The 25,922-nt window shown below is 61.6% G+C and carries 30 protein-coding genes and 1 pseudogene; 12 read left to right on the top strand and 19 right to left on the bottom strand.

Annotated features, from left to right (window positions below; all coding sequences use genetic code 11):
- Positions 1-61: 61 nt before the first annotated feature.
- The 4 genes from FGL95_RS30400 to FGL95_RS32820 are packed head-to-tail and all read right to left on the bottom strand — an operon-like array spanning position 62 to position 4,081.
- Positions 62-976 (bottom strand): DUF8176 domain-containing protein, encoded by a 915-nt coding sequence (locus tag FGL95_RS30400; protein ID WP_169594454.1) that lies wholly within the window; start codon positions 974-976, stop codon positions 62-64.
- Entirely contained in the window at positions 973-1,893 is a 921-nt protein-coding gene (locus tag FGL95_RS30395; RefSeq protein ID WP_169594453.1) for a hypothetical protein, read from the bottom strand. The genes FGL95_RS30400 and FGL95_RS30395 overlap by 4 nt, the downstream gene beginning before the upstream one ends.
- Positions 1,890-2,468 (bottom strand): DUF8176 domain-containing protein, encoded by a 579-nt coding sequence (locus FGL95_RS30390; protein ID WP_169594451.1) that lies wholly within the window; start codon positions 2,466-2,468, stop codon positions 1,890-1,892. The genes FGL95_RS30395 and FGL95_RS30390 overlap by 4 nt, the downstream gene beginning before the upstream one ends.
- Positions 2,465-4,081, bottom strand: coding sequence for a hypothetical protein (locus FGL95_RS32820; RefSeq protein ID WP_169594449.1), 1,617 nt, complete (start codon positions 4,079-4,081; stop codon positions 2,465-2,467). Before FGL95_RS32820 ends, FGL95_RS30390 begins: the two co-directional genes overlap by 4 nt.
- Positions 4,082-4,320: 239 nt before the next feature.
- Here FGL95_RS32820 and FGL95_RS33220 point away from each other — a divergent pair.
- The 6 genes and pseudogenes from FGL95_RS33220 to pgfA form a co-directional block, all read left to right on the top strand.
- Positions 4,321-4,611, top strand: a pseudogene (locus FGL95_RS33220) (helix-turn-helix domain-containing protein); the annotation flags it as partial.
- A gap of 57 nt (positions 4,612-4,668) precedes the next feature.
- Positions 4,669-5,136, top strand: a complete 468-nt coding sequence (locus FGL95_RS30380; RefSeq protein WP_240963428.1) for a hypothetical protein — start codon at positions 4,669-4,671, stop codon at positions 5,134-5,136.
- Between the two features lie 144 nt (positions 5,137-5,280).
- Positions 5,281-5,739 (top strand): hypothetical protein, encoded by a 459-nt coding sequence (locus tag FGL95_RS30375; RefSeq protein WP_169594446.1) that lies wholly within the window; start codon positions 5,281-5,283, stop codon positions 5,737-5,739.
- Complete coding sequence (locus FGL95_RS30370; RefSeq protein ID WP_169594445.1) at positions 5,739-6,293, top strand: hypothetical protein; 555 nt, start codon at positions 5,739-5,741, stop codon at positions 6,291-6,293. The genes FGL95_RS30375 and FGL95_RS30370 overlap by 1 nt, the downstream gene beginning before the upstream one ends.
- Complete coding sequence (locus FGL95_RS30365) at positions 6,290-7,201, top strand: hypothetical protein (protein WP_169594443.1); 912 nt, start codon at positions 6,290-6,292, stop codon at positions 7,199-7,201. Before FGL95_RS30370 ends, FGL95_RS30365 begins: the two co-directional genes overlap by 4 nt.
- A complete protein-coding gene (gene pgfA, locus FGL95_RS30360) occupies positions 7,198-8,304 on the top strand; it encodes a cell envelope lipid trafficking protein PgfA (protein ID WP_169594442.1) in 1,107 nt (368 codons plus the stop codon). Before FGL95_RS30365 ends, pgfA begins: the two co-directional genes overlap by 4 nt.
- Here pgfA and FGL95_RS30355 read toward each other — a convergent pair.
- Positions 8,276-9,064 (bottom strand): NRDE family protein, encoded by a 789-nt coding sequence (locus FGL95_RS30355; RefSeq protein WP_169594440.1) that lies wholly within the window; start codon positions 9,062-9,064, stop codon positions 8,276-8,278. The two genes, pgfA and FGL95_RS30355, sit on opposite strands and share 29 nt — an antisense overlap.
- Positions 9,065-9,408: 344 nt before the next feature.
- Here FGL95_RS30355 and FGL95_RS30350 point away from each other — a divergent pair, with 344 nt between their 5' ends.
- Together FGL95_RS30350 and FGL95_RS30345 are read left to right on the top strand one after the other, a co-directional pair.
- Positions 9,409-10,326 (top strand): hypothetical protein, encoded by a 918-nt coding sequence (locus tag FGL95_RS30350; RefSeq protein ID WP_169594439.1) that lies wholly within the window; start codon positions 9,409-9,411, stop codon positions 10,324-10,326.
- Positions 10,327-10,379: 53 nt separating this feature from the next.
- Positions 10,380-11,231: a hypothetical protein gene (locus FGL95_RS30345; protein ID WP_169594437.1), complete on the top strand. Its 852-nt coding sequence runs from the start codon at positions 10,380-10,382 to the stop codon at positions 11,229-11,231.
- Positions 11,232-11,275: 44 nt separating this feature from the next.
- Here the strand turns inward: FGL95_RS30345 and FGL95_RS30340 are convergent, their stop codons facing one another.
- The 11 genes from FGL95_RS30340 to FGL95_RS30290 all read right to left on the bottom strand — a co-directional run bounded on the left by FGL95_RS30340 (position 11,276) and on the right by FGL95_RS30290 (position 19,874).
- On the bottom strand, positions 11,276-11,599 hold the full coding sequence (locus FGL95_RS30340; protein ID WP_169594436.1) for a hypothetical protein: 324 nt from the start codon (positions 11,597-11,599) through the stop codon (positions 11,276-11,278).
- A 138-nt stretch (positions 11,600-11,737) separates the two neighbouring features.
- Positions 11,738-12,334 (bottom strand): hypothetical protein, encoded by a 597-nt coding sequence (locus tag FGL95_RS30335; protein ID WP_169594434.1) that lies wholly within the window; start codon positions 12,332-12,334, stop codon positions 11,738-11,740.
- Between the two features lie 1,067 nt (positions 12,335-13,401).
- On the bottom strand, positions 13,402-14,118 hold the full coding sequence (locus FGL95_RS30330) for a DUF2637 domain-containing protein (RefSeq protein WP_169594432.1): 717 nt from the start codon (positions 14,116-14,118) through the stop codon (positions 13,402-13,404).
- A 49-nt stretch (positions 14,119-14,167) separates the two neighbouring features.
- Complete coding sequence (locus FGL95_RS30325) at positions 14,168-14,674, bottom strand: hypothetical protein (RefSeq protein ID WP_169594430.1); 507 nt, start codon at positions 14,672-14,674, stop codon at positions 14,168-14,170.
- A 25-nt stretch (positions 14,675-14,699) separates the two neighbouring features.
- Entirely contained in the window at positions 14,700-15,233 is a 534-nt protein-coding gene (locus tag FGL95_RS30320) for a hypothetical protein (RefSeq protein ID WP_169594428.1), read from the bottom strand.
- Entirely contained in the window at positions 15,230-17,215 is a 1,986-nt protein-coding gene (locus FGL95_RS30315; protein WP_169594427.1) for a hypothetical protein, read from the bottom strand. The genes FGL95_RS30320 and FGL95_RS30315 overlap by 4 nt, the downstream gene beginning before the upstream one ends.
- A gap of 65 nt (positions 17,216-17,280) precedes the next feature.
- Positions 17,281-18,015: a hypothetical protein gene (locus FGL95_RS30310; protein ID WP_169594425.1), complete on the bottom strand. Its 735-nt coding sequence runs from the start codon at positions 18,013-18,015 to the stop codon at positions 17,281-17,283.
- Entirely contained in the window at positions 18,015-18,743 is a 729-nt protein-coding gene (locus FGL95_RS30305) for a hypothetical protein (RefSeq protein WP_169594423.1), read from the bottom strand. The genes FGL95_RS30310 and FGL95_RS30305 overlap by 1 nt, the downstream gene beginning before the upstream one ends.
- A complete protein-coding gene (locus tag FGL95_RS30300) occupies positions 18,740-19,261 on the bottom strand; it encodes an RRQRL motif-containing zinc-binding protein (RefSeq protein WP_169594421.1) in 522 nt (173 codons plus the stop codon). The genes FGL95_RS30305 and FGL95_RS30300 overlap by 4 nt, the downstream gene beginning before the upstream one ends.
- On the bottom strand, positions 19,258-19,665 hold the full coding sequence (locus FGL95_RS30295) for a hypothetical protein (RefSeq protein ID WP_169594419.1): 408 nt from the start codon (positions 19,663-19,665) through the stop codon (positions 19,258-19,260). Before FGL95_RS30295 ends, FGL95_RS30300 begins: the two co-directional genes overlap by 4 nt.
- Complete coding sequence (locus FGL95_RS30290; RefSeq protein WP_169594417.1) at positions 19,659-19,874, bottom strand: helix-turn-helix domain-containing protein; 216 nt, start codon at positions 19,872-19,874, stop codon at positions 19,659-19,661. Before FGL95_RS30290 ends, FGL95_RS30295 begins: the two co-directional genes overlap by 7 nt.
- 179 nt (positions 19,875-20,053) lie before the next feature.
- Here FGL95_RS30290 and FGL95_RS30285 point away from each other — a divergent pair, with 179 nt between their 5' ends.
- Both FGL95_RS30285 and FGL95_RS30280 read left to right on the top strand, forming a co-directional pair.
- Complete coding sequence (locus FGL95_RS30285) at positions 20,054-20,818, top strand: helix-turn-helix domain-containing protein (protein ID WP_169594415.1); 765 nt, start codon at positions 20,054-20,056, stop codon at positions 20,816-20,818.
- A gap of 14 nt (positions 20,819-20,832) precedes the next feature.
- Positions 20,833-21,303 carry an NUDIX hydrolase gene (locus tag FGL95_RS30280; protein ID WP_169594413.1) on the top strand — a complete coding sequence of 157 codons (471 nt, stop codon included), beginning with the start codon at positions 20,833-20,835 and terminating at the stop codon, positions 21,301-21,303.
- Here the strand turns inward: FGL95_RS30280 and FGL95_RS30275 are convergent, their stop codons facing one another.
- Positions 21,304-21,864 carry an HD domain-containing protein gene (locus tag FGL95_RS30275; protein ID WP_240963427.1) on the bottom strand — a complete coding sequence of 187 codons (561 nt, stop codon included), beginning with the start codon at positions 21,862-21,864 and terminating at the stop codon, positions 21,304-21,306. It abuts the gene before it with no gap.
- Positions 21,865-22,674: 810 nt separating this feature from the next.
- Between FGL95_RS30275 and FGL95_RS30270 the strand changes: the two genes are divergently transcribed.
- Complete coding sequence (locus tag FGL95_RS30270; RefSeq protein ID WP_169594411.1) at positions 22,675-23,670, top strand: M48 family metalloprotease; 996 nt, start codon at positions 22,675-22,677, stop codon at positions 23,668-23,670.
- A gap of 6 nt (positions 23,671-23,676) precedes the next feature.
- The gene (locus FGL95_RS30265) at positions 23,677-24,351 is read left to right on the top strand and encodes a hypothetical protein (RefSeq protein ID WP_169594409.1); all 675 of its coding nucleotides are present in this window, start codon (positions 23,677-23,679) and stop codon (positions 24,349-24,351) included.
- Here FGL95_RS30265 and FGL95_RS30260 read toward each other — a convergent pair.
- Both FGL95_RS30260 and FGL95_RS30255 read right to left on the bottom strand, forming a co-directional pair.
- Positions 24,341-24,868, bottom strand: coding sequence for a hypothetical protein (locus tag FGL95_RS30260; protein ID WP_169594407.1), 528 nt, complete (start codon positions 24,866-24,868; stop codon positions 24,341-24,343). The two genes, FGL95_RS30265 and FGL95_RS30260, sit on opposite strands and share 11 nt — an antisense overlap.
- Before the next feature lie 31 nt (positions 24,869-24,899).
- The gene (locus FGL95_RS30255) at positions 24,900-25,739 is read right to left on the bottom strand and encodes a bis-aminopropyl spermidine synthase family protein (protein ID WP_169594405.1); all 840 of its coding nucleotides are present in this window, start codon (positions 25,737-25,739) and stop codon (positions 24,900-24,902) included.
- Between the last annotated feature and the right edge of the window lie 183 nt (positions 25,740-25,922).

The following is a 25,922-nucleotide window of genomic DNA, read 5'->3' as shown; positions in this document are numbered from 1 at the left end:
GTCGCTGCCGACACTGCGGTCGAAACAATAATGGCTGCAAATGTTCTCGTGCGGATTGTTGTCATCGCGCTCCCCCCTCGGGTGTGGGTGCGGCCGTGATCGCGACAATTACCGATCGCCCGTCCGGTGTTGCCCGAGTGGTCACAAGCTCCCGGTGCACGACGGCTGGCTGGCCGGGACGCTCTTCGGTTACTTCGGCAGAGAAGCGGTCGGCCGCGAGTGCTGTCATCGCAACGCAATGCCGGGTTCCGGCTGGCACTGTTGCTGCGGCACTGGCGAATTCCGCCTTGGGTGGGAGCTGCGCGTCCGGCGCAATCACTGTCCATGCGGCGTCCGCCGAGCGGAGCTGGAAATAGGACCACTGCAGTTTCACGAACGCGTCCATGCCGGTGCGGTCGCTGCCCTCGCGCGCGCTGCGCATGAATGCGCCGGACGACTCTTCGGGGCACCAGCCATCGGGCACAACGGGTGACGCGGTAGCCGTCGGCGGCGTTTCGTCATCGCCGACAAGGACGGCGCGTGTGATCGCGGTGGTTACAACCAACAGAACAACAGCTACGACCGGGACCAAATAACGGCGCTCCGAAAGCGAACGCCGCGAACGAACGGGTCGCAGCGCCTCCGCGATCGGGTCCGGAATCGTTGGCCGAGCGTCTAATTCCGCCAACCGGTCGATCCCCTCGGAATCTTCGGTCGGCTTGGTGACATTCACGGCAGCTGCGACACCGTGCCCCCACGACGCCCACCAATCCGCCACAGAGTCTGGAGGCGCGACCGCATCTGCCACCGACGACACCGCAGCGGTTTCGCACACCCCAGGTGCCGTGCCCAGTCGCGGATACCAGCGCGCACCGTCTTCCCCGGGGACGAGGGCGGATGCTGTTTGGGGAGGAAGATCGGCACCGCCGGCGGGAACTTCGCAACCCGCGGGCAGGGGTACTGGATCATCGAGTATTTCGTCATTGATCAGCGTCACGACGACAGCTCCTTGAGCAGGAGTCGATACGCTTCCTTCGTCGCTTCGGCGAGTATGTCCCACCTGATGGCCTCGCCGATCGCAAGATGTGGATCGCATGGGATCTCCACCACCGATCGCACCCAGCGACCAAGGTGAGCACGCAGATGGTTCACGACGGCGCCGCCGCCGAACGGCGTTTGCTGCGCAACCACGATCACGGTGTTCGCCAGCAGGTAGTCGCCGTAGTGGTCGTCGAGCCAGCTCAGGACGGGCCGGAGCCTGTTCGCGGCGTCGGGCCGTCCCGCGACGACGATGCCGACCGAGATCCGACCGTCAGCCAGGAGTGGTTGCACTGCAGGCGATCCCACCGGTGAACCCCCGTCGTAAACCGGAGTAAAGCCCGCATTGCACACAATGCGGTGCACTGAGACCAGCGACTCGCGTCGCGGCAGTGGCCGATCGTCTCTCGCAAGAACGCGCGCACCGGACGACGACAGTCCACACACTGCATCCACCGCCGAAGGAAGTCCGACGCCTGGATGATCTGACGCCAGCCAGGACTGGACTGTCGCGGACGGCGGGCGATGATCCGCTGTGCGGGATGCGAGGTCACTGCCTCCCGCTGGTGTCGCATCCACGATGACGGGCGCGACCTCGGGGCAATGCTCCTCCGCCGCAGCCGAGGCCACGCCGTATGCAGTGGTCGTGACGCCTGCGCCACCACTGGCCCCGAGCAACAGGGTCGGGGGAACTCGGACCAAACCTCCGCCCGGCGTTGGCGATGGCCATCCTCGAAGCGTGTCCGGCCGATCGGGTCCAGACAGGCGGGGTGGCAAATCTGTAGGTGATCTCGTCGGCGCCGGGCCGTACAACCAGGCGAGGTCTTCTCGGTCGCCGGGTGCCGACCCGCTCGTGCTGACGTCGACGACGCTCATCCGTCGCCCCCTGCTGGCGTGACGGCAGTGATCAGCAACCGCCCGTCGCTCTGGCGCCCGATAGAAACGACTGTGTCCCACAACTGGTTTCGCCCACTCGGATATCGCTCTTCCACCGACACGGCGAACCGATCACCTACCAGCGGACTGATGCGCACGCAGTGCTGCACACCTGCTGGCAAGGCCGCGAGTGCCGACCGCGTTTCGGCAGGTGAAGCGACCGCGGCTCCCTGAGCGAATACCGAGCGGGCCGCATCCGCATCTCGCTCGACGTAGATGGCGTGGTTCATCCGCAAGATCAGACCTGGACCACTTTCGAAATCACCTCGACCGGCACCGGTGATCAACGCGCCAACGACAGTCTCGGGGCACCACGTCGCCGACCTCGCATCATTCGACGTCTCCGGAAGGAGCGCGGTCGGTCCATCGGGCCATGAATCACCAGTGCCAAACACCAGTGCCAATGCTGCAGCGACACCCGCGACCGGGACGAGTGCCAGCGCGAGGAGGGTCGACGATAGTCGCCATGCACTCTTTGCTGCCGAGCTACGAGGCGACGCCTCCTCGGCGTTCATTGCGCGACCTGCGGCATCAGCGGCGGTATCTGAGCCACCATCGATTGGAACGGTGACAGCAACGGCTGCGCGGCCTCGACCAACGGCGCGGCGACGGTAGCGACGTTGTCTACGATCGGTTGCCAGGTCGGTTGCGTCTGCTCGATAACCGGCCGCGCCGCATCAAGTACTGGCTGCGCCGCTTCGAGCGTTGTCGAAACGGCTGGCGCGAGAGCCGCATTCAGTATCGGCGCAGCGGTCTCAACCGCGGGCGCGCTCCGGTCGGCGACGTCTACAAGTGCCGAACGAGCAGCGTCCACAACCGGCTTCGCGAGGTCGGCGGCCGGCAAGGCGGGGCCTATCGTCAATCCTGGAATCGGCGGAAGGCTCGCGTCCGCATTGTCGTCGCCGGCGCCGAATGCGGATCCGAATGCGGCTCCACCGACTCCGCCCGCAACCGCACCAGCAAGCGCGACTGGCACGCCGAGCAGAGCTGCACCGCCCGCGCAGCCAACCAAGGCGCCAACGCCAGCACCCGGTCCGACACCGACAAAGGGCGTAACTGAGGTGCCGACAATCGCGCCTACTATTGCGCCGGTCGCGGCGCCGCCCGCACAGCCGATCACGCCAGCCGTGGTTCCGGCGACCGTCGCGGTCACGCCCGCACCGAGCGTCCCCGCGGCAACAGCGGCTGCCGCGCGCTTGTCGGCCTCGCTCGGCGACAAGCCCGTCGCACGCCATCCTTCTGAAAACTTCGCCTCGGTGAAGCTGGCCCACCGGTTGACCAGGTCTTTGTCCGCGGTTGACATCCAGTCCGGTTTGTCCGCGGTGTAGGCGCCGACCCGGACCTTTCCTGCAGGAGGCTCGATTTCGGGCACCGGGCCCGGAGGAGCGGTGGAGACATCAGAGTCGACTTCCTCCGCCGGGCCAGGGTTCGAATACTGCGGGATCGGGCGGGTCGGCACAGCCCTCGGGGGCGGAGCCGGCACATACGGGGCCACGTACGAGGGCGGTTCCGGCGCGGGCAGAGGAGGAGTCGGAGGTGGTGGTGTTGGAGATGGCGAGGTCACCCCCGGTTGATCCGGCGATGGCACCGCGATACCGGGCTGACCCGGAACGGCTCCGGCGACTCCCGCCGCCGTCACTGCCGCCAACAACGGCAGCGCAATCGGTAGGGCTGATCGGTAGTTCTTCAAACGAATGTGTCCTTCCGGTACATCGCGCATCGACGCGATCGATGAATGGGTTTGCGAGGAAACATGTTTGGATCCTGGGTTGCGAGGTGGCCGCAGCGCGTGAGGGCTCTTGTCGAGGGCGACAAGAAGAGCGTGCGCTATGCGCCTTACCTCGTCGGACGCGATCTGCACGCCGTGATGACGGCTGGTGAGTTCGACGTATGTGATTGCAGCGGTGGGTGTTTCCGGCGCAAACAGGACGAATAACGACCCGATGTCGAGCGCGCACGACCCTGATACCCGCGTGCCGCACTCGCCGAATGCATTGGCGCACAACACGGCCAGCCATACCGCAGCCGACACGTAGCCGGCGCCCATCGCCGCGACCAATTCGCGATGCGGCGGCAGGATGTTCTCGTCATAGGCCGGGATCACCTCGGCCGACGCTAAAATAGTCACTGCAGAAGCCTCATTTCTGCGCCTGAAACACTGATCGGGCTGTAACCCGGTCGGTACTGGGGCTCCCCGGTCGTGCCAACGGCCGGGGAGCCTCTTTCGGGAAGCCGCTCGATCGCCAATTCCGCGGCGTTCCCGCTCATCGAAAGCAAACTGCGCTGTCTACCGTGCGTAAGCTCTGCCGCCTTGAACCCTTGGCTGAACTCCCTGCACACCAGGACCCTAAGCAGCCGAATACGTAAATGCAACGAAAAAACTACGAAACAAACTCCTCGCTTGTTTACTTAATCGGCCTGAAACTTTCGGTTAGCTTTCCCACATACGCCCCCGGGTGTCGTATGCTGGCGTTCATGGACGACCCTGGTGCGCCCTCACCGATCCACTTCGGCCAGGTCACAAAGGCACGGCGTGAGGATTTGGGCCTATCGCAGGACGAGGTCGCGGAAGCCGGTGGGCCGAGTGGGCCGACGCTGCGGAAGATTGAATCCGGCGCGGGCCAGAGGCCCAATCACAGCACGCTCCGAAAGTTAGACGAAAGTCTTCAGTGGGTGCCCGGCAGCGCAGCGCGGACTTGGGCCGGAGGAACGCCCATGCGAATCGAGGACTCGCAGCAACCATCGTCGGCGGTGAAAACCTTGGCGCTGGGTCCCCGCGAAATGGTGATGACGGACCGCGACCTCACGGATTTGCTCAAACTCCAACGTGTGCTGAATGACAGCCTCGCTGAACAAGAAGCGTTGAACGGCGGCTTGATTCCGAAATTGGCGGCCGCCCGCGAAGACCTGAACCGGTTCACCTCTCGCGTCTCCGGCGCGTACGTCACAGTGCTTCTCGAACGGAACGGAGGCCCGGGCGTCGCGTTGCATCCGATCGTAGAGTTCGCAGTCGGACACCTATTGGACTCCCCACCTGACTCTGACGATCCACACGAACGTGAGCAGCGGCTCTATCGCAGATGGCTGGCTGGTCGACTGCTCGATGTCGACGACGAGATGGAGACTTCGTTTCGGAAACGATGGGAGGAATCACAGCGAGACGACTCGACGGCGACCCGATAAGTGGCGGAACGTCGCCCGGTGGAGTAAGCACAGACATCGACTGCCTGAGCGCAGTCGGTGAGTTCATTCGAGATTGCGGCAACGTTGCTGGTACCAATCTCCACCATGCCAATTGTCATTCGGAGAGATTTCCGGAGGTCCGTTGTGAGCCAAAAGAGAACATCAATCGATCTGCCGCAAGGCGGTCTTGCCCTGTCCTACCGCATCAGCCGACTCTTCGAGGTCAGCCGGCGTCGAGATGAGCCCATTCCGACCGATTCCGAGGTCGCCGCAGGGGTCTCGACGCTCCTAGGCAAACCTGTCATTCCGCAAACGATCGCAGCGTTACGGTCCGGGGCGACCGATAAGGCCGACCCAACGATGCTGTCCGCGATCGCGCGGCACTTCGCAGCCGACGAGAACTACCTCGTCGGCACGATCGACGACCAATTGCTCATCGATCGAAACTTGGACCTCTACCTCGTTCTTCGTGACGAGGACATGGCCATGCTCGGTCTGAGAAGCAGAACGGACGGCTTGAGCACTGACACCGTCGCTGACCTCTGTGCTCTCATCAAAAATGTCCGAGCAAAATACGCGAGTCCGCCACCATCGCCGAGCTGATGGATCCCGCGTACAACCGAGCGGCCGTTGCACTCCAACGACTGCCGTTCTCGCGTCCCTGGTCGATCGAACGTTTCATCGCCGACCTCGGATTCCAACTTGGCAGGTTGATCAAGGTCGAAGAACTCCCCCGCGCCATCTCCGAACGCGGCGAGATCTCCGGCCTGTGGGTTCCGACCGACCTCGTTGATGTCGTCTTGGTCAAACAGGGCGCCGCCGGAAAGTACCGAGAACACATCATCTGCCACGAAATCGCGCATGTGGTGATGGCGCATCGAGCCGACTCCGCCCGCCTGAAGTCCTACATCGAACAGACACTGTCGCGAGCCGCACCGGGAATCACCCCGGAAATGGTCGAGCGCCTCGCAGGCACCCCAGTGTGCTTGGCCCGCACCGACTTCACCCATCCGATCGAACGCGAAGCGGAATGGCTAGCCACCCTCATCATGGGGCACGCCGACGAGCTACGCCAAGAGTTGTATAGCGAACCAGCCGAGCAACGTGACAGGGAGTTGGTACGTCGGGTCGCGGCTCTGATCGGGTGGCGAGTATGAACGGACTCATTCAGTGGCTCGCTCCGACAATGCTGGTTGCGATAATCGCTCTGCGGTTGCCGACCTATCGGGACAGACCGAACACACGAACTTTCACCAACCTGCTCATGCTGCTGGCGGGTTTCAGCCTCTTGCAAATCGAACCGATCGCGTACGGGCAGATCGACCCCCGATTTCACACCCTGACTAGTGTCTGGGGCATCTCCGGTCTTGTCGCCTGGCTGCTACTTACGGCGGCCTTGTGGAATGGATTGACGCTCGTGCTGCGCGTCGCCGGCCATCAACTATCGATGCGGCGAGTCGTGGCAGGCACGCTGATCCTGTGGACGATCCTGATCGTGACCTTCATGCTTTCGCCTGCACCGGACATCGAGGCGCCCACAGAACCATTGCGGGCGACGGGACCTCTCGCTGTGTTCTGGGCGGCGATACTCGCGACAACTGCGGCAACGCCAATTGTGTGCCTCTTCTATCTTCGTCGGGTCTGGCGGCTGGTCGAGAATGGCCCTATCCGGACAGTTCTGATCGCTGTCGCAGGAACGTGTTGGAGCTTGATCCTGTGGTGTGTACACAAGGTCAGCTTCTTCGTCCTCGACGATCTCGGTTTCACCAACTGGTACACCGACCACACGATCCTCATATCTCGATCGCTATTGTCATTGACTGCACTGCTCTTCTGCTGTGTCGCAGTCATATACGCGCGCACCCAACTGCCTGAGCGGCTGCGCCGGTACCGCCAGATTCGACAACTGACGATGCACTGGCACGCCGTGACGCCGAAATCCAACGCCGTACTCGAAACCGGTCTCATCCCCCGGACCCGGCACGCGGCGTGGCAAGCGAGCCGAAACCCGCTCGCCGCCCATCGCATGATGATCGAAATTCTCGACGCTGGAGTCACGCCATGACCAGACACTCGGCCGCAGACGGCGACCGGACGACCTTCACATCGCGACGACGTCGCACCGGCGTTTGTGCGCTGATTGCGTTGGGTGCGTTCACATTGACAGCGGCAATTCTCCTTCCGACTTACGCCGTTCCGAAGCTCGAAAAGATCCCACTCGACATCGAGGCAAACACGCTGTCCGTCGCGCCCGGGTCCTCGTTGGTCGATATCACCCAGACCTCGAACGGCCATGCCGCCACTGAAACCGGTGTCCCCCTGATCTTCCGCGTGTATGTCACCGTTCAAGACCCGTCCGACGCTGACGTCGTCACCCTGCAAGCGGCGACGTCGATGAATCGCGCCGACCGGCCCGACAACGACCCGATTAGCGCCTCGGTCGACCGAGTCACCCTCGACCGATCGACGGGGGTGCCCGTCGCCGACCCACCCGGTTTCCTCCAGACGGTGCAGAACAAGCCACCGGATTCCGCTGTCAGGAAAGGCTTTCAGTACAAATTTCCATTCGACACTGAGCGGACGTCATACCCGTACTTCGACACCATCGCCCGGGTCACTCGACCGATCGACTATACCGACGACGACCGCGTCGAAGGTGGCATGCAGCTCTACCACTTCCACCAGAAGCTCGATCCAATCAACCTCAGGATTGGACAGCCCGACGCGAAACTCACTCTCGCGGCATCGAACTGGGGCATCCCCGGCGGGGATCAGCAGGTCACATTCGATTTGTGGTACGAGAACGAACGCGACCTCTGGGTAGAACCGGTCTCCGGCGCAATCGTGGCGGTCGAAGAACACCTGCATCGCTACCTCGCACGAAGCATCGACGACCCGCACGCATTGACGACGTTGGATGCGAGGACGAAATTCGGCGACACAACGCTCCAACACCTCACGAGCGTCGCTAAGGAGGCGCGTTCGAACTTGCTACTCGTAAATCGTTACGGACCAATAGGTCTCGCGGGCATCGGTCTGCTGTCGTTCGCGGCCGCGGCGGTCCTCACCCGGCGATCGGGAGGCCGCGTTCCGGAGCCAGGCTTCGATAGCGAAGTGGCAGCGGCCGACGGGCAGGTAACTACAAGCGCTGCGTCTCCGCGCTCGTAAACCGCGCTTCACCAATCTGCCGGAGCGGCCCGAACCGGCGCTCGGTCACATCGAAGGACCCGTCCCGACGAACGCGTAGCACTGTCGACGACCTGGTCCCGTAGAACCCCATCCGAACGAAGCGAGAAGACAGCAGCTTCTCCGAGACGGGATCGACGCCGGTGTGTGGAAGCTCAGCTCGAGGTGCATACCTCTTGTCGTGCAACAGATCTAAGTAACTAGTGACCGCTGAGTCCGAGCCGTCGTCCGCCGCGAGCGCAGCCGCGAACTCGGCCTTCCCGCCAGTTACTTTGGGCCACGGCGTGTTCAATGCCGCGTTCGAGATTCCATGGATACCCGGCTCGACGTTCTGCGGTGACCTCGGCGAGCGGTTCGACACCCACCACAGGTCGCGCAGGTCTGAGCAAATCATGTTGAACCCGCCATACTCGCCACCCTCGGCGTGCACGGCGGAAGCCTGGTCCTGCGGAGTCGTGTCGGCACGCATGAAGTCGGTGGGCAGGTTTCCGCGTGACTTCAACGGTTTATCACCGCCGCTGCGTGGTCCGCTCCGTACATTGGTGACAGCTGCGAACCTCAGGTTCGACGTGATTCCCATCCAAGTTCCTGCGCTGGACCTGTCGCGACCTGCCAGGATGCGCCGGGGTTCATCCCACCATCCGAGTGAGTCTGTTGCGCGCCAATAAAATTCGTCGCGATTGGCCGCGACGACCAGAGGGAACTCCGGATGCGCCTGCCATGCGACCAGGACCAGACACACAGAACCATCCCCTTCAAGGCTGCGACATCAATCAGCTGCAAACGAGTTAGCACCACATACTTCTTGGTGTCGAACCCTCACAATATGGGAGGTTGACTCGCGACGCCCGCGCCTCGCTCGTTGTTTCCGACAACGGCGCCCAATGGACGTAGGAATCCTTCAGCGGACCTCGCAACGATCCCTTTGCGGTGGTGCACACATGGCTCGCGCGCGCCTTCCGTGGCTACATTCTGCGAGCCGACGAGCATCTTGTGTCAACCAGGACTGGTTAGTTTGGGACATTTCCATGTAAATCGGTATGCCCGAGAACTTCACGCAGGCAGCGGCCGAGTAGAACGGTCGACGTGACTTACACAGCCCACGTCGTCCATGTGTTCATCGCGTCGCCTGGCGACGTCCACGAAGAGCGGGACGCACTCCGCCGCGAAATGTGGGAACACAACGCGCGCAACACTCCGACTAGCAAAGTTGTCTTGCTTCCCAGAATGTGGGAGACAGACAGCATCCCGACGGTCGGCCAGCTTCCTCAGGACATCCTCGACGAGCAACTAGTCGACACGTGCGACCTCGTAGTCGGGATCTTCTGGACCCGAATTGGCCAACTAATGCCCGACAAGAAGACAGCGGCGAGTGAGCACGAAATCGACCGCGTGGTCGCCGCGAAGAAACCAGCGCTGTTGTACTTCTCGCGCCGTCCAGTGGCCCCGGAAACGTTCGACGAAAAGCAGATGAAGCTTCTGCGAAAGTACAAAGATCGCATGGGCAGTTCGTCGATCTACCACGAATTCGACGACCCGGAAGAGTTTGCGCGACGTGCAGTACAAGATATCGTCGCGAAGGTCCGGGACGGCCTGCGACTCGAAGCCAATGCCCCTGAGCCGCAAAGCGGCCTAGCGCCCTACGTAATGGCGTACCTCGAACTTGAGCCACAGAATCGGCACTTCACAAACCTCATCATCAGGAATTTCGGTACTGCGCCGGCCTTCGACATTCGCCCGAACATCGATCCACGACCGCAAACGAGCCCCGATAGCGAAGGCCGACCGATCCAAGACTTGCCGATTCCAGACACTCTCAGTTGCTTGGTTCCGGGCCAAGAATGGAAGGCTGTCTGGGACTACGGGCCCAAACGAAGCACAACCGATCTCCCCACTAAACACACCGCAAATCTCACCTATCGCGACGTGTCCGGGAAGGAAATCGAGACGACAACCGTTCTCGACTTTGATCAATTGACCGGTCAGACATGGCTTAACACATAGGGCGAGCCGCTGAACACGGCAGCACGCGCACCGCACGCTCGACAAGGGATCACATGACCGTTCGGCAACCGCCCGACCTGACCTACAAGCACCCGAAGTGTTATGCGAATTCGCGAGGCGGGTGCTCGACTAAGATATCGGGCGAACACTACGTCTCCCATGCTCTTATCAAGCTCTACACGTTCGACGATCCAAGTGTGGTGATCAAGCCCACCGCGAACTATCGCATCCCTGTCGACATTAAGCCCAAGAACTTTGTCGCCAACGTGCTATGCACACGGCACAACAACGACCTTTCCGACGCAGACAGCACGGCGCTAGATTTCGCAACGTTCCTTCGGGACATAGCGATTCGATATAAGAACGGCGGCGGCGAGTGGGGCCCAGCGGAAACGATCGAGGTATCGGGGGACGACTTTCAGCGATGGGTGCTTAAGCTAATCATCACTCACGCCGCCGCGGATGTCTTTACCGAGGGCGACGGAAAGCGCGTCACCACGATCATTCCCGACGAGTCGATCGATTTGCTGTTGGACCGCGCTGAGTGGCCCCGAACCTGGGGGTTGGGTGTCACAGGCAACCTATCGAACTCGCATCTGAAGTTCGATCCGTTCACCCGGGCTGAAGTTGTGATCAACGAATGGTGGTCCGCTCAGCCGCTCATCAAGCACGATCCACGGACGTTGTTGGGAGGGATCGTAGATCTCGCGGGAGTTAGCTTCACCATGTGCATCTTTAACCAGTCCGAAGCCCTGCTACACGACGACAAGATCAATCCTCTGCTCGGTGTGCTTCAACGTCCCGATTCGTTGACATGGATATTGGACGGAGTGCCGAAGACCATCCAGTTCCGCTGGAATGACCGCTGGCAACACCGGCCGATCACCTTCACAATGCACCGGTAGACCGCCGTTTCGACCCCGAGACGGCTCTCGTGGGTGCGCGGGCACTATCGGCGCCGAATCAACTCACGCCGTTCTAAAGTGACAGTTCGCACTGCGGTCTCGACTACCTGCAGCTGATCGATCACACCGCCGAGATCGGGGTGCCTGGTTCTTGGTGTCTGACCTGTTGCCACGAAGCCGATCATCTGGCCGGCGAGGATCAGGGTGTACACGGGCAAGATGTCGGTGTCGCGCTCGACGACGTGATCATGCGCGGCAGCGAAGAGTTCGCAGATCGCGGTATTGCGATCGTTGCTGCATCCGCGCTGGGCGTCGATGAGATCGCCGGCGAAGGTTGTAACCGTGAGTTGCCATTCGGTCGTGGTCATCAGGTGCGCTCCTGCGTGTGAGTGGTTGCGGTTGCAGCTGTCTTGAGTATTTCCCCGCTTTGGCTCTCGGCCATGGCCGTGACCGAGAAAGACCCGGGACTTGGGGATAAGCCCCGGGCCTGTGGATAAGAGCCCCGCTTAGCGGGTAGGCACCCACCCCGTCCCCATCCGGGCGAACCGCACGTCCTTTCGCTCGTGCCAATCAGCGGCGGTCGGATCAACCGTGAACTCCTCACCGCTGGGGAAGGCGACGCACGCCAGCCCGTGAGTTTTTGCGAGCAGCTCGGTCACCCTGTCGAGCGCGATCCGGTCCAGGATTCGGAAGGTGAGATTCCCGATCCGAAGCGCCACATAGTTGGACACCTTCCCGCTGCGCGGATTGCGGAACTGCTCGATGCTGGCACTCCCGGTGGGGGTGGCAACCCACTCCACCGCGACGATGCTCGTTTGGGTGTGCTCATCGAGTTCGACCCGCGGCATCGGCGCGAACTGCGGAGCCAGCAGCATCCCTTGGCGCGCCATCGCGAAGTACCCGCGCACATGCTGGGCTTGCTGCGCGCTGGTGAAGGTCATTCGCAGCTTGCCTAAACGGAGCACAACCCTCGCTTCGTAGGTCCCGATATTGAATCCATCGACAGTGCCGCGTTGTTCACCCGCAAGGGTGAAGGTGATGTCGGTGATGATGCCAGCGCGCGGAGCGTGGGGGGCAATCTGCGGGGCAGTTTTCTTGGTCATTTCGGTAGGTGCCTTTCTGCGAGTCGGTAGAGACGCACACGGACACCAGGTCGAGGGTGGCCCGTCAACCCCGAAGAGCGGAGGGCCGTCGTCGGCCACTTTCTCCCTCGCGAGAACATGCAGCCGACCGCAGCCGGCAGGCTGGGTGAAAGTGGTCGGAGCGCGTGGGCGACGAAGGAGAACACGCGGAAGGGCCCGGGAGCGTGGGTTGACGGGACGGGCCCCCGGCATGGTGGGCTTGGGCGACTCGGACGACGACCCTCCCGACCACGCTCCCAACCCCACGCCGCCGAAGGCGGCGCATTCCCTACTGCCCGTCCGACACGTCAACCGCGGCAGGTCAATCCGACACGCGCCGCGCCACCACGCTGTCGTGCGCGCCCCGCCTCAGCGTCGCTGCGTTCACGCGACCTAACCCTCAACACCGCGTCCGCGCCGTCAGTAGACCGCCGCCTTGTACGTTCGTCCACCCGCGACGGCGCGGCGAAGCTCGCGCCTTCCCAACGCAAGCACCGACAAAACGCAAGCTCAGTACCCAACCCAACCAAACTCAGTCATTTGTCGCTTTATCGTTTCGTCCTCCGCTTCTGATCTCTTCGTCTTTTCCAGCCCCCACCCACCCACCTGAGTCCGGTATCTCATGCCTGTTCACGAAGTGGGTATGAGATACCGGACTCGGGTGGGTGGGTGGGGGCTGCGCGTTGACGCAGGTCAGGCCAATAAATTGGCGAGAATCGGGTGCCATTCGGTGATACAAGTTGTGTCAATAGATTGACCATCGAGGGACCATCGATTCGCACCGGTAAGCAAGATCAACACCGGGTCCGGTGGGTGCCGCCAACTTCGCGAGCCCGACCGTGTATCCGGTGTGATTCAGCACGCTGACTGCGAATGAGACTCTTCGCGACAAACAAGACGACCCCCGACTTGTGGAGCGTCGGGGGTCGTCCAGTCGGCGAAAAGCGCTCACGGGCTTACTTTTCGAGACGATGGGCGGCACGCATGCCATTTCACATCGACGCCGCCGAGGTGTCGTCTCATTTGGATTCCAGACGACAAATGTGCGTTCACTGATGTTGGTCGTCGTCGCGTTCGCCGGAGATGAGACGGAAACTGGCGCCGCTGGTGTCGCGGTTGTCGGCGAGAATGCGCGCGGCCGTGGAGTGATGGATACCGATCCGAGCCGCGATCTGGCGAGACGACAACCCTTCACGGCCGAGTTGGAGCACGCGCGCGACACGATCAACCGGACCAGACGGATCGGTGTCGTTTCGCGACGCGCCGTCGTCGTCGCCCGTCGCGGTTGCGTCGTCGACCGCCCGATCCGAGTCGGCAGCTGTCGCAATGCCCGTCGCGCAACTGTCGCGCGTTGTCGCAGGGTTCCTGACCAGTACGGCAAGACCGTGCGTTGCGGCCATCAACGACACCGGTGCGACAGTCGCGACACCAGCCGCGACGACCGGCGCGAGTACTCGCCCGTCGGACACGGTCGCGTGCAGTGCATTCCCAATGACCGACACGCACGCGGCGACACCCAGGACTGTCCAGAAGAAGCGTCGCGATCCTGCTGCGACGGCGTGCCCGGACGATGCGACGACCGCGACAGTCGCTTGCAAAATCGAGCCGTCGACAATGACTGGCCACAGCCAGGCCAACCCCGATGGTTGGCCGGCCATTGCCGCCAGGTCACGCAATGCCTCGAACGACAACACGAAGCTGGCGGCGCCGATGGTGACAGTCGTCGTGACAGCGCTGTAGCGGGCAGCTCGCTCCGGGGCGGTCACAGCGCGCACCCGACGAGGAGCAGACGGTCGGCGTGCTCACCGTCAGTGCTCATTCCCCCATCCCCTCCCTGTCGCGGCCAACGCCAAATCCGCGGCCCGATTCCGATGCGGCGGCAGCGAAGCCGTTGACGTGCTCATCGGCTGTTCCGGGCGGTTCGGCTTGCGCGGACCAGTCGCCTCCTAGTTCATCGCCGAACCGGTGGAGCTCGGTAGTAACACGATCGAATCGGGCCTGCAGGTACGCGAACGCTCGGCTTTGTTCTGCGACGGTCGTCGTGAGTTGATTGCGCTCGATGCTCTGGGACTTCAGCGCCGCGACGAGGCGCTCGTTCTGCCGGGTCAAGGCCTCCACTTGTTGTGCAAGGTGATCATTTCGGGTCTGGAGCGCATTCCTCTCGACGGCGGAATCGACGCCCCCCGAGTCGGTGATCGATTCCGTTGCGGTGCTGAGTTTCTCGGCGTCGGCAGCCGCAACACCGACTTCCCGGTCGGAGGTTGGCCCCAGTCTCCCGCGAGCAACTTCAGTGCTGTATTCATCGGCATCGTTCTCTGACATGGCAATTCCTTCCTGTCGGGTTCGGTCAATTCGTGCTGCGGCGGAGGCGGGCTCCGAACGCGATGCGGCGGGCGTTCTTCTTACGAGCGATCGCCCGCCCCGTGACGCGGGCCAGGCGGACCAGGAACAGCCCGACCTGCGCGCCGAGTCGCAAAGTCAACTTGGACGCGTGGAAGAGCATTCGAAGGACTGCGACCAGCCGCGGTCGCCCAGCGGCGTGCCACCACCCGAACCCGACCATCGCGATCCCGTAGGCCACCAATGGCGGAGTCAGCGGAAACACCAACGCACACAACACGAACAAGGCCGTCGCGCTCAGACCTGGCGACCACACCCGCAATACGTCGCGGACACTGCTCGTCTCGCGGAGTCGGGTTCCGAACGTCCGACCGATGCATCCGCCGTCCGGAATGATCGGGACCGCGACCAGTTTGGTCGCGAGGTCGGCGGCTTCGGTGCCGTGCATCTCGGGTTCGAACTGGTCGACAATGATCCGGTTGACGATCTCGTTCGCGTCGTTGTTCCGGAACTCTTCGCCGTGCTCGTCCGGGCTCGTCATGACCGGCCACCTTCTTGTTCGTCAGTGTTGAATGGTTTCTCGAACTCTGGGCTGCCGGATTTGCGTCGATAGGCCAGATCGATCACGTTCTCTGCGGCCGATGGGGCGGACGTTTGCGGTTGTACGGGACGGGTTTCCATTGCCTCGATCCCGACGAGGGGCCGCAGTGCGGCGAGCGCGGCGTGGTCGAGCGGGGTGATGTGGCCCCAACGGACCCTGCCCGCGGACGCATGGGCGATGTCGCCTTTGGACAGAGTGCGCAGTCGGTTCGGGTCGACCAACCACCCATCGTGGGCTTGCATATTTCCCTCGTCGCCGTGGGCGGCGCCGCGGATCAGCTTGCGGGACAGCTCGAAACCGCGTTTGGTACCGAACTTTTTGCACAGCTTGTCCCCACCTTCTTGGCGGGCCAACAGTGCACCGCCGGCCCCGGCGTCGACCAGGCTCTCTCGGTTGTCGTCGTCGGGGCCGAGGCCGATCCAGTTTTGCGCGAACCAGACGGTGCCGATCGAGGCCTTGCGGAATCGTTGCACCCACGCCGCCGCACGAGATTTGCCGTCGGACACCGCGGAGAACTCGTCGAAGAACACCTGGCACGTGCGGCCATGTTGTTTGGTGGCGAGTTGCTCCAACATGCAACCGAGGGCGCCGAATTGGGCGCGTGCGCGGTCGGGTTGGCTGGTTCCTTCCAACACGCAGTAGAGGACGTCGAAATCGGTGAACGTCGTGGCGCCGTCGAATCCGGCGCCGATGACCCGGAGCAGATTGCCGAATTCCGCTCTCGCGGAATGGAGCACCGGTTGCTTGCCCGCGAGCAAGGAGCCGATCTCCAAGTCCACCCCAGGTGCGCCACCCCACGGCACCCTCGCGTCGAACACCCCGCCCCACAGACGGGCCAATTTGTTCGGCTCGAACCGGGATAAGAATTCGATCCCGTCCCTGGGTGGGTTCTCCCCTATCGGCGTCCGGTCCGCGTCAAACTCCTTGGGGGCGTCGACGATCAGGTGGATCAGCGTTTCCCGGATCTCGTGGAAGTACTTCTCGGTGTCCGTGGTCGGGGTATTGCCACCCGAGATCATCGACCCCAAAACGACGCGCATGTCGTCACGGTCCATGTTCCACAGGTCGAGCTGCACGTCGCGCGGGAAGATCCCGAACCGATCCGCCGGGACGCCCAGACGGCTGACGAACACGTCACGGAGCGCTTCCGCGGCATCAACACTCTTCGGGCCGCCGTTGCAGTCAACGATGATCGCCAGCGGGCGACCTTGGCGGTTGGTGCGCCACCACTGGCCATGCCGCGTCCACACCGTCACGTACCAGGACAGGATCGCCCTGAACATCAACGTTGTCTTTCCGGACCCGGTGTTGCCCACGCTGATCAGGTGTTCGGCGAATTTGATCAACGGCATGACAAGGAGCGATTCGTTGCGGCCGAACAACTCCCGCAGCATCGACTTGGGTGGCGCCGAGGAATCCTCGCTCGCCAAACGACCGAGCACGGGCTGAGGATTCAAACCACCGGTAGTAAATGGCACTCCGTGGCGCGACATCCGCCCCGCCGACCGCAACTGACGTTGTGTGTGCGCCCACACTGCACGTTCGGTGTGGGCCGCGTTCTGATAGCCGGTCGTGGCGAGCTTGACCCGCTTGTGCGTGTACAGCGCGGTCGCTGCGATCCAGGCGGCTGGGACAATCAACACCGCCATCGAGGAGATGCCGTTCGAGAGCGTGCCATGAAGCACTTCGGCCGTGCCGCCATGGAATTGCAGGATGGGTGCGGTCCAGCCGACATCGGTCAGCATGGCCACGCTTGGTATCAGTAGCGATCCGACGCTCCAGTTCCGCAGCCGCGCCGGCGACCAACCGAACACGGTGGCCGCGACGAGCACCAGGATGAGCACCGCCAACCATGTCGCGGCGATAATCCCGATCACGTGCAGGATGTCGCCGATGTGCAAGCTGGATAGCTTGTCCAGCAACTCATTACCCCGTCTGACGAGATCACTAGGTGGGCCATTCGGCGGGACCACTAGCGTCTGCGCTGTCATGACGACATCGCCCCATCGGCTTCGTCGAGAGCGACGTCCTGCGAGGAGCGGGCCGAAGTCCTGTCCGCGAGCAGATCCTGCAGATCAACGGTGAAGAATTTCGGTGCGCCCTCCTTCCCCGGACCGTCCAGCAATGCCGCTGCCCGTGTGACCGCCTTCTTCACGGCCGTGGTTCGGTAGTAGTAGATGAGGCCGTCCAGGCCGGCATCGCGTGCGGTCTCGTACGCCATCCGCACCGCTAATTCGCCTGCTGTTTTTGACTTTTCAGTCAGCTCGACCTCGACGGCCCAGCGCTTACCGAGATCATCGGTGTAGCGGCCATCGTGGATGTGCTTGCGGGTCTCCCCCGCTTTGGCCGGTCCCACCTCGAGCCGAAGCAACCGCTCCGAGGTCCATCGGTCGAGGCTCGGCCCGGTCAACGCGAGCCTCACCCACCCGACGGTCGAGTGATGAGCAGCCATCTTTGCGGTTGGAATCCAGTACCGCACATACGAATCGAGTAGACCCTCCGCTGCCGATCGCGTCGGAAACACCCAAGACGGTCCAGGCACCGGCCGGTACCCCGCTTTCGCAACCATGCCGGCTGCACGCCACCGCCGCACGATCCGATACGCGTTGTGAATGTCCACGTCGAGCAGTCCGGCGACGACGGTCATCGGTTGGCCGTACATTTCGGCGAGCCATAGCAAGGCGTCCATGTCGCGGGGGCCGAGGTTGATTTGAGTGTTCATCACCGCTCCCATTCGTGGGCGTGGCCAGACTCGGCACCGAAGGTACGGCTAGCGGCGTGCGCGAACGGGTGGCCCTCGATCAGCTCACTTCCCGGCGAGGAGCGCTGCAGCGTTCCGTTCGCGCGCAACAGCTGCCCTTCGATCGCCTCGACCCGTTCACGAGCGAGGTTGCGTTCGATGTAGTCGAGATCCATAGCGTCGTTGCGGGCCTTATCGACGTCGTCGTGGGTTATCAACCCGCCCAGCCCGACCTGATCGAGCAACGTCTCCGACGCCGCGGCCAAGTCGGACGTGGCCTGGTCTCGGCGTGATTCCGCGTCCCCAATCGCACGGGCTGCCTCAGATAGCTGCGAGTCCAACCAAGGCACTGCCGTCTCGCCGCCATCGGTGCGGTCTTGCTCGATTCGGGTGAGGAGGGTGTGGAAGTGTCGGCGGGCATCAAGATTCGCTTCCTCGGCGTCGGAGAGGCGTTCCCAGCCGTCTTCGACGGCAAGCCAATACGGACGCTGACGATCCGCCTCATGGGCGAGCCGGTCGATCTCGGGTTGCGCTGCGACGAAGTGGCGTCCTGCCTCAGCGCCTGGGGTGAGCAGACTCTGCAGTTCCTCCAACCGTGTCCGCGCGTCGTGCAGGTCGCAGGCCAGTTGCGAAATACGTTCGGCCGGCGGCAGATCGACGTACGGATCGCGGACAAACTCTCCTCCGTCGCTGCTCATGTCGCCGGTCATCGGTCCCACTCCTGACCGTGGTGGGTCACCTCGTCGAATCCGTCACCGGATGCAAACGGACGAGTCATGGTGTTGGTCCTCGCCGACTTCGGCGCCCTGCAGTCGAGGTCCGTTGTTGTCAAACGAGATTCAGCTCGCTCAGCGATGTCCGCGCGAGCACCTTCGATCTGCTGACGCAAACCTGTCGCGTCGAGCCCGTGGCGTTCCATCGCGTCGGCCTGCCGAGTCCATGTTGCCAAAGTCAGGGCCTCAAGCTGGCGCTGGCTCGGGGTTCGTTTCGGCGCGGCTTGGTCGACCCGGTAGAAATAGGCGACCAGAGGGACTCGGCGCTTCCGCAGCAAGACGGCCTGAGCGGCGATGTCTTGTCCATTGCGGCGCAACCCCATTCGATCGAGCTGCCGTCTTGTCGCGAGACCAGTCGGGACATTGCGCCAGAAATGCAACGGCACCCCATGATGCCGCTCCCCCGTCGGGTCTTCCTTGAATTCCCGCCAGCTCGCGGGTACTGGCCCGATCATCGGAAGGACCCAGTCTGCGTGACGCCCCGCGCCGAACCGCCAAGGCGGCGATCTGGGCGAGGACCTCTGTCGGCGTAGCGAAGTCCGCGGCCGAATTCTGTGAGCAGCCCGCGTAATTCGCCGGTCCCCTGCTGCGCGCCGCGACTGATGCCAGCCCCACCTCGACTCACACGCGCTGCGTTCCCTCCGGTTCTGGCGCGCTCGCGGAGGATATTCAAGACTGCCGTTTGATCGTTGGCGACGCCCACCATCGCACTGACCGCGAGCATGAGCCGCTGGTTAGAGAATTGAGACTCACGCTTCCTGCCATCGGGGCTTATTGACTGGGCCGATGCCGCCATATCTTCGAACAGGTCGAACAGCCGCCCGAGATCGCGGAACTTCATCTCGTCGGCGTTCACCATGCACCACCCGCAGTCGCGAATGGTTGTGCGAGCGCGAGGCACTCGCCCTGGTCGACGCGGATTGCGCGGGTACCCAATCGATAGCCCGTCAGCCGGCCCTCCGCGATCCATCGGCGCAAAGTTCTCGGATGAATTCTTACAAGTTCGGCACCCTCCTGAATGCTGATCAAAACTGGCGCCCCGCCGCCGGATCGATTACGCGTCCTCATTGGATGAAGTCCCTTCTGCGAATACGCCCGGCCGCGTGACCTGATCGGTCGCATTTGGATCGGTTCGGGCACAACCAGATTCGCGCGCGCAGACGGGACGACAGCACCACATGATGTGACGTCTCAAGACGTCCCTGTGGTAAACTCGTCCCTAGACGTCCCGACTCCTAGGGGGAACAGTGACGAACGACCGGCTACGCGACGCGCTACTTCGCCAAGGATTGACACCCGACACGGCAGCGGAAGCGATTCGCGTCGACGCAAAGACCATCGAACGATGGATCACGAAGGACCGAACGCCGTATCCAAAACACAGGCACGCGCTCGCAGCGTTGCTCCGCGAATCAGAGTCTTTCCTGTGGCCGGACGCGCTCGGGCCAGAACGCGCAGCAGAAGTGGCTACGTCCGAGGTTGTCGCCGTCTACCCCCATCGGCACGAGATGCCGCGTGAGGTTTGGTCTCGGCTAATAGACAGTGCTGCAAATCAACTAGATATTCTCGTCTACGCTGGATTGTTCCTGACGGAGAACCACAAGCTGATCAAGACGCTTCGCGCTAAGGCGCAAGCCGGAACGAAAATCCGATTCCTATTCGGCGATCCAGACAGCCTGAACGTCACGAGTCGCAGCAAAGAAGAGAAGATCGGTCCAGAAGCAATCGCCGCGAAGATCCGCAACGCGATTTTCTTCTTCCAGTCACTCTCGGACGAGCCCGGTGTTGAGCTCCGGCTGCACGAGACCACCTTGTACAACTCGATATATCGTTTCGACAGCGAAATGCTTGTCAACACTCACGTTTACGGACTCATGGCCGCACACTCCCCCGTGCTACATCTGCGCCAGCTAGCCGGCGGCGACCTCTTCGATACGTACGCCGACAGCTTCAACTCCGTGTGGGGTGATTCGAAGCCGTTGCCATCCGAGCTGCTGACTCGACGGAACTAGCTAGAATCGTTTCGATGGCACGCATCGAGCACTACTACGACCCCGACGCACCTACGGCCAACAGCATCGTCGTTGCTGCGACGGCATTCGTACTCGACGACCAAGACCGGGTGCTGTTGATTCAGCGGACCGACAATGGTCTGTGGGCGATTCCCGGCGGTGGCCAGGACGTCGGCGAGTACATCTCAGAGACCGCAGTACGCGAGACGCGCGAGGAAACTGGCATTGACACCGAGGTCATTGGCATTGTCGGCCTTTACACTAACCCCAACCACGTCATGGCGTACTCCAACGGCGAAGTCCGACAGCAGTTCTCGATCTGTTTGCGCGCCAAGCCTGTTGGCGGAGAGCTCCGACCATCTGACGAGTCAAAGATCGTTCGTTGGGTGGATAAAGATGAACTGGACGGTCTCGATATCCATCCGTCAGTGCGACTTCGGATCGATCACGGATACGCCAAGTCGGCTGAGCCTTATATCGGCTGATCAACTCGCCGCGCGGAGCTTGCGCTCCGTACGCTCCACCGCGGCGACGAGCTCACCTCGCGCACGACTTACGAACTGCGACACCACATCTGCAGGGCCGTAGCGAGACACGATCTCTTCCAGGCGCTGGTCTACATCGACCCGCTCGCCACTTGGACCAGTTGTCATGTCGCAGTACCAGACGGCGTCGCGAATCGCCGAGTCCTCGTTTTCGAACTCGTCCAGACCCTCGATCCCACGAAGGTTGGCCTCAAGGTCGGCAAATGAATGGTGCGCAACGAAGCCACAAATGCGCTCGGACCAGCCTTCGGATCGCAAGAACCTCGCACCGTCTAGAGGATGAAAACCTGTGTGCGCCAATGCAGGTGCGTAACCGACGTCGTGGAGCCAGCAAGCGGAAATCAAGTCTTCGGCGTCGTCACCGAACGCTGCAGCGATTTGTTCCGCGTGGGCGCCCACACTTTGCACATGCAACCAGCGTCGCGGCAATGGACCAGCGAGCGCTACCATCGCAAGTTCGCGAGCACCAACCGCTACCATGAGGGCCGATTCTACCGGCATAGCGATTCCATCGAACTCAGCGACGGACGACCTCTGGAATCGAGGCCAGGCGAGCCGGCGATTCGTCTCGTCGCACAAGCCGATGACGTGGTGAAGGTCCAGGTACATCGACCGGCGAGTGTAGAGAAACCAAATACGGGTACGTAAGTCGTGCGGTGAACGCGACGCAGTACGGTCGTTGCATTCGGCGCGATCCAGCTACCCGCCTTACGACCGAGGTGACTTGCGACGATCCGACAGCGCTGCCAGTCAGCAAGTTGCATACTCCCGATCGATCTATCGAACCCACGGACCGGCCCGACTCGTCCAACCCAATATCGTTCGAACAAACTAGGGCGAAATGACCCCTCCGGCTAGCGCGACTTGTAACCCTCGAATATGCCGGAAGTTCGTACTTCGTGCCATCCATGCCGATTCCGGCGGTCCAGAGGACAACCTGGTCTGGGGCGACGTCGACACGAGACGGCGCGGACAACATCGGCGTGAAGAGCACTTGGGGATCGCTAGTTTCTTGAAGCAGGGCCATCAACGACGGCCGAATGCTCGTGCCGATACCCCACAAGAATGTTCCGCCGTTTCGTTGCCGCTCCAGCTCCTTGCGCGCAAGAATCTTCTCGGCCGGCTCTCCGGCTTCAGTACCAAACTTGCTCCAACAGAAGGCATCTGGATGTAGCAACGGCGGCTCCTAAGCGTTGTTCGATGTGTCGCCCGAATCATAAGTCGTGCGACACGCAGGGAACTGCTCTTTCGCGAACGCCACGCCGATAGAGTTCCGGTTAAAGCCGGCACTACGACAGAGAAAGTGGGGCGATGACATCGAATCTTGAGAGGTCGCTTAGACGCGAGCTAACGAACACCGGGCTAACACGGGCTGCAATCGATGCCGTCTGGCCCGAGTGGTGGAGTTCTGACGCGGAATCGTCTACATCCGCTTCCGCCGAGCTAAGGTACACGGTTGCACGCCGGCTCGGCATCTCGCCTCGATCGCTCTTCGACGGTCCACCAGTATTCATGTGGAGGGACGAGGCGAAGTTCAAGAACCTCGGCGGCACAACGCCAAACGAGCAGCTTGTCCTCACTTCGTTCGGTGTCGCGGTCGGTCGAGCGCTAATCTCGGCCGCGCCAGATAGCGCTGTAGCCTTACCAGGATCTGCGATTGGCCTCCGCGAAGCGATTCTGGCTTCGGCTCAGTATATCCAACTGAGCGACCTACTTGCTGCATGCTGGGGAATCGGTATACCGGTCGTCAAAACGAATGTCCTTCCATTGAGGCGGAAACGGATGCACGCCATGAGCATCCGACTCGGCGATCGATACGCGATACTCATCGGTCTAAACTCGCGGTTTCCCGCGCAGGTAGCATTCATAATTGCGCACGAATTGGGGCATATTGCCGCAGGACATATCACAGACACAGCCGCTATTCTTGATATAGACAATCCTCTGGAATCAACCGAACGTGACGATGAGGAGCTACAGGCCGATGGGTACGCCCTCGCCCTTCTTACAGGCCACGACACAGTCGACGTTGTCGCCGATGTTGATACCTATAATGCGACGCAAGTGGCGAATGCCGCGATGGTCGCTGCGGAGTCAACACGAATCGATCCAGGCACCATCGCGCTTTGCTTAGCCTACTCATCCGGCCGCTGGAGAGAATCAATAGGTGCGCTCAAGATAATCCCCGGTCAGCAATCGCCGGAGGATGTCGGTATCGCAATCAATAGCATCGCAGCCAGGCAACTGCAATGGGGCAGCATCGGGTTCGATCGCGCTGACTACTTGCGTCGGATTTTGTCAAAGTGAGATGAAATGACAACGGCACGACGTGCAGTCGACAACGACGTAATCATCAAGATGAGCTGTTATCGCCTGTTATCCGAGCTCACGGCCCTGTCGGACGGCGCCTATTCGGTCGGGATCCTAGGGGCCGCGCGATTCGTAGTCAGGCAGGTTCTTGCACGCAAGTTCGGGATCGAAGATCGCGCAGCGGCTTTGGTCGAATTCACGACATTCCTCGCCGACGTCGAGGAGCTTGAGCCGACTGCATCCGAAATCGACCTAGCTACTGAACTTGAGGAGCTTGCAAACCGGCAATCCGTCGGCCTAGATTTGGGAGAAAGTCAACTCTGCGCCATCGTCATTACCCGCGGCTTTGAGACACTGATTACGGGCGATAAACGCGCAATTCAAGCTGCGGAAGAACTTAAGGTATTTTGTCCTGCGCTTGAGTCCTTGGCGGGTCGCGTGGTATGCCTAGAACAAGTCATCGTTGGAATATCGAACGCCACGGGGTACGGCACAAGTCGCAGCAAGGTATGCGCGGAAAGGGCGGTAGACACGGCACTATCAATCTGCTTCTCTTGCTGGAACCCGTCTCTCCCCGATGACGCGACGGTTGCCCGAGCCTTTAGAAGCTACATACAGAACTTACGTAACGCAGCACCCACATTGCTACATCCAGGCGATTCTTTTCCTAGTTCTTGAGAAAGACCGCGTACGGTTCGATCAACTCCGCGACAAGCCCGATCCGCTTCAGCGCAGAGCCGTCCGGGCCAGCGCCGGCCGTGACCTCGAGACAAGCTTTGTCAACCCTGCCACGAACGTAACGGCTTCCAATCTTTCCCTTGCTGTTTCCCAACGCGACACGCGTCATGCTTAAGTCCACTTCGTCCTCGACCTCGCGTAAGTCGCGAACGCACAGTGCATATCGCGAACCTAAAACGTTAATTCCGTCGGGAACGGGGGCCCACTGGAGTCCATCAACTGAGTATTCCTCGGCCCTGATTGGCTCCGCGAAATGCTTGGAATCCATCGGCTCCATTGCAAGCACGATCCTATGGCCAGAATTGGCTTGATCGCGCGCGAACGGTTGCACCATGGTGGTCGGATGGCACGTGTTTCCCCCATACCCCCACATCGCAAGGCCTTCCTGCTCAATCTCTAGTCGCTTCCGCGCGATGATCTCGCGCAGGTCCTCCTGCGCGTGTGTTCCAATCTTCATGAAAAGCAACGCATCTCCGGGTTCTAACAACTTATTGACTACCTCTCTCAATCAATTCAAATTCATACTCGCCGTCGTTCGCCTTACCGTAATCAAGTCGCTTCTTTTCCCGGACGTAGTGCACGCGCGGCTCTTGGGAGCGACCGTAAAAGTTAGCCAGTACCGCGGGGTCCGTCACCTCCGCGCTTTCAAAGCTGCGGCTATTTCCTGGTAACGAGCCGAAGATGAGATTGCAAGACCTGAGTCCCGGATTGTCGTCGAGATGATACTCATGTAGGCGCGGCATCATTCTGCTCACAAAGAATCCATTTTGGGCTGCGTAGCCCTGGACCTGCGCTAACACTTGCTTGGGCCAGTCGAGTTCTTCGTCGTCGGCTATGACGACGAGCCCTTCCCCTGAGTAACCGACAGCCTCGATCCCGCGCTTCACAAATACATTGACGCTTTCACCGTTATTGCTGGCGCCCCACGGCGGATTCGTATAGAAGTTGTCAAATTGTCGAGTAACTGGGAATGGATCGAGACAGTTATACAGAACACCCTCCAGCGTGGCGAGGCGCTCGCGGTCAGCAAATCGATTAATCGCCCCGACAATTCGCTCGTCGAAATCGAACACGGTGATGCGCGACGGTCCATAGTCGATTATCCCGCGATTGTGCAAGTAGGCAACGCAAACACTGATTGCGTCTCCATCGCCAATGAATGCGAGCTGCTTGTCCCGAGCCCAGTTGGCGACGAACTCGCTTTGCATCACTATGTCGCCAGTCTTCATATAGATCTGGTCGAACTCGCGGATAGGACGCGGACGGTTCTGAATTACATCCGACACGGCATTAATAGCTGCTTTGAGATCGATCTCGGCGGCGGCCACCCTTCCCCCTTCGTTGGAGCAACGATCGTGCGCACCACAGTAGTATTAGATCGGCCGCATCAGCGAGGCGCCATCACCGATCTTCGCGACTGGCTGGCACGCCTCGACGTTGCCCGCGTACACCAGTCCGTCGCGGAGCGCCCAATTGCAAGTCGTCTGCTGCGGCCGATTTCGCGTCGGCGT

Origin of the sequence: Antrihabitans stalactiti (assembly GCF_012932915.1) — a bacterium.
Lineage (GTDB): Bacteria > Actinomycetota > Actinomycetes > Mycobacteriales > Mycobacteriaceae > Antrihabitans > Antrihabitans stalactiti.
The sequence above is the reverse complement of the archived record's forward strand: the minus strand, read 5'-3'. Positions and strand labels throughout refer to the sequence as shown.

Bases quoted from the DNA above. Each gene is read 5' to 3' on its own strand.
- FGL95_RS30270 (WP_169594411.1), top strand. From the start codon at position 22,675: ATGACATCGAATCTTGAGAGGTCGCTTAGACGCGAGCTAACGAACACC.
- FGL95_RS30320 (WP_169594428.1), bottom strand. From the start codon at position 15,233: ATGACGAGCCCGGACGAGCACGGCGAAGAGTTCCGGAACAACGACGCG.
- FGL95_RS30395 (WP_169594453.1), bottom strand. From the start codon at position 1,893: ATGAGCGTCGTCGACGTCAGCACGAGCGGGTCGGCACCCGGCGACCGA.
- FGL95_RS30265 (WP_169594409.1), top strand. From the start codon at position 23,677: ATGACAACGGCACGACGTGCAGTCGACAACGACGTAATCATCAAGATG.
- FGL95_RS30275 (WP_240963427.1), bottom strand. From the start codon at position 21,864: ATGCCGGTAGAATCGGCCCTCATGGTAGCGGTTGGTGCTCGCGAACTT.
- FGL95_RS30390 (WP_169594451.1), bottom strand. From the start codon at position 2,468: ATGAACGCCGAGGAGGCGTCGCCTCGTAGCTCGGCAGCAAAGAGTGCA.
- FGL95_RS30335 (WP_169594434.1), bottom strand. From the start codon at position 12,334: ATGACCAAGAAAACTGCCCCGCAGATTGCCCCCCACGCTCCGCGCGCT.
- FGL95_RS30365 (WP_169594443.1), top strand. From the start codon at position 6,290: ATGAACGGACTCATTCAGTGGCTCGCTCCGACAATGCTGGTTGCGATA.
- FGL95_RS30310 (WP_169594425.1), bottom strand. From the start codon at position 18,015: ATGAACACTCAAATCAACCTCGGCCCCCGCGACATGGACGCCTTGCTA.
- FGL95_RS30305 (WP_169594423.1), bottom strand. From the start codon at position 18,743: ATGACCGGCGACATGAGCAGCGACGGAGGAGAGTTTGTCCGCGATCCG.
- pgfA (WP_169594442.1), top strand. From the start codon at position 7,198: ATGACCAGACACTCGGCCGCAGACGGCGACCGGACGACCTTCACATCG.
- FGL95_RS30260 (WP_169594407.1), bottom strand. From the start codon at position 24,868: ATGAAGATTGGAACACACGCGCAGGAGGACCTGCGCGAGATCATCGCG.
- FGL95_RS30325 (WP_169594430.1), bottom strand. From the start codon at position 14,674: ATGTCAGAGAACGATGCCGATGAATACAGCACTGAAGTTGCTCGCGGG.
- FGL95_RS30295 (WP_169594419.1), bottom strand. From the start codon at position 19,665: ATGGTGAACGCCGACGAGATGAAGTTCCGCGATCTCGGGCGGCTGTTC.
- FGL95_RS30370 (WP_169594445.1), top strand. From the start codon at position 5,739: ATGGATCCCGCGTACAACCGAGCGGCCGTTGCACTCCAACGACTGCCG.
- FGL95_RS30380 (WP_240963428.1), top strand. From the start codon at position 4,669: ATGCGAATCGAGGACTCGCAGCAACCATCGTCGGCGGTGAAAACCTTG.
- FGL95_RS30345 (WP_169594437.1), top strand. From the start codon at position 10,380: ATGACCGTTCGGCAACCGCCCGACCTGACCTACAAGCACCCGAAGTGT.
- FGL95_RS30280 (WP_169594413.1), top strand. From the start codon at position 20,833: ATGGCACGCATCGAGCACTACTACGACCCCGACGCACCTACGGCCAAC.
- FGL95_RS30340 (WP_169594436.1), bottom strand. From the start codon at position 11,599: ATGACCACGACCGAATGGCAACTCACGGTTACAACCTTCGCCGGCGAT.
- FGL95_RS30290 (WP_169594417.1), bottom strand. From the start codon at position 19,874: ATGAGGACGCGTAATCGATCCGGCGGCGGGGCGCCAGTTTTGATCAGC.
- FGL95_RS30300 (WP_169594421.1), bottom strand. From the start codon at position 19,261: ATGATCGGGCCAGTACCCGCGAGCTGGCGGGAATTCAAGGAAGACCCG.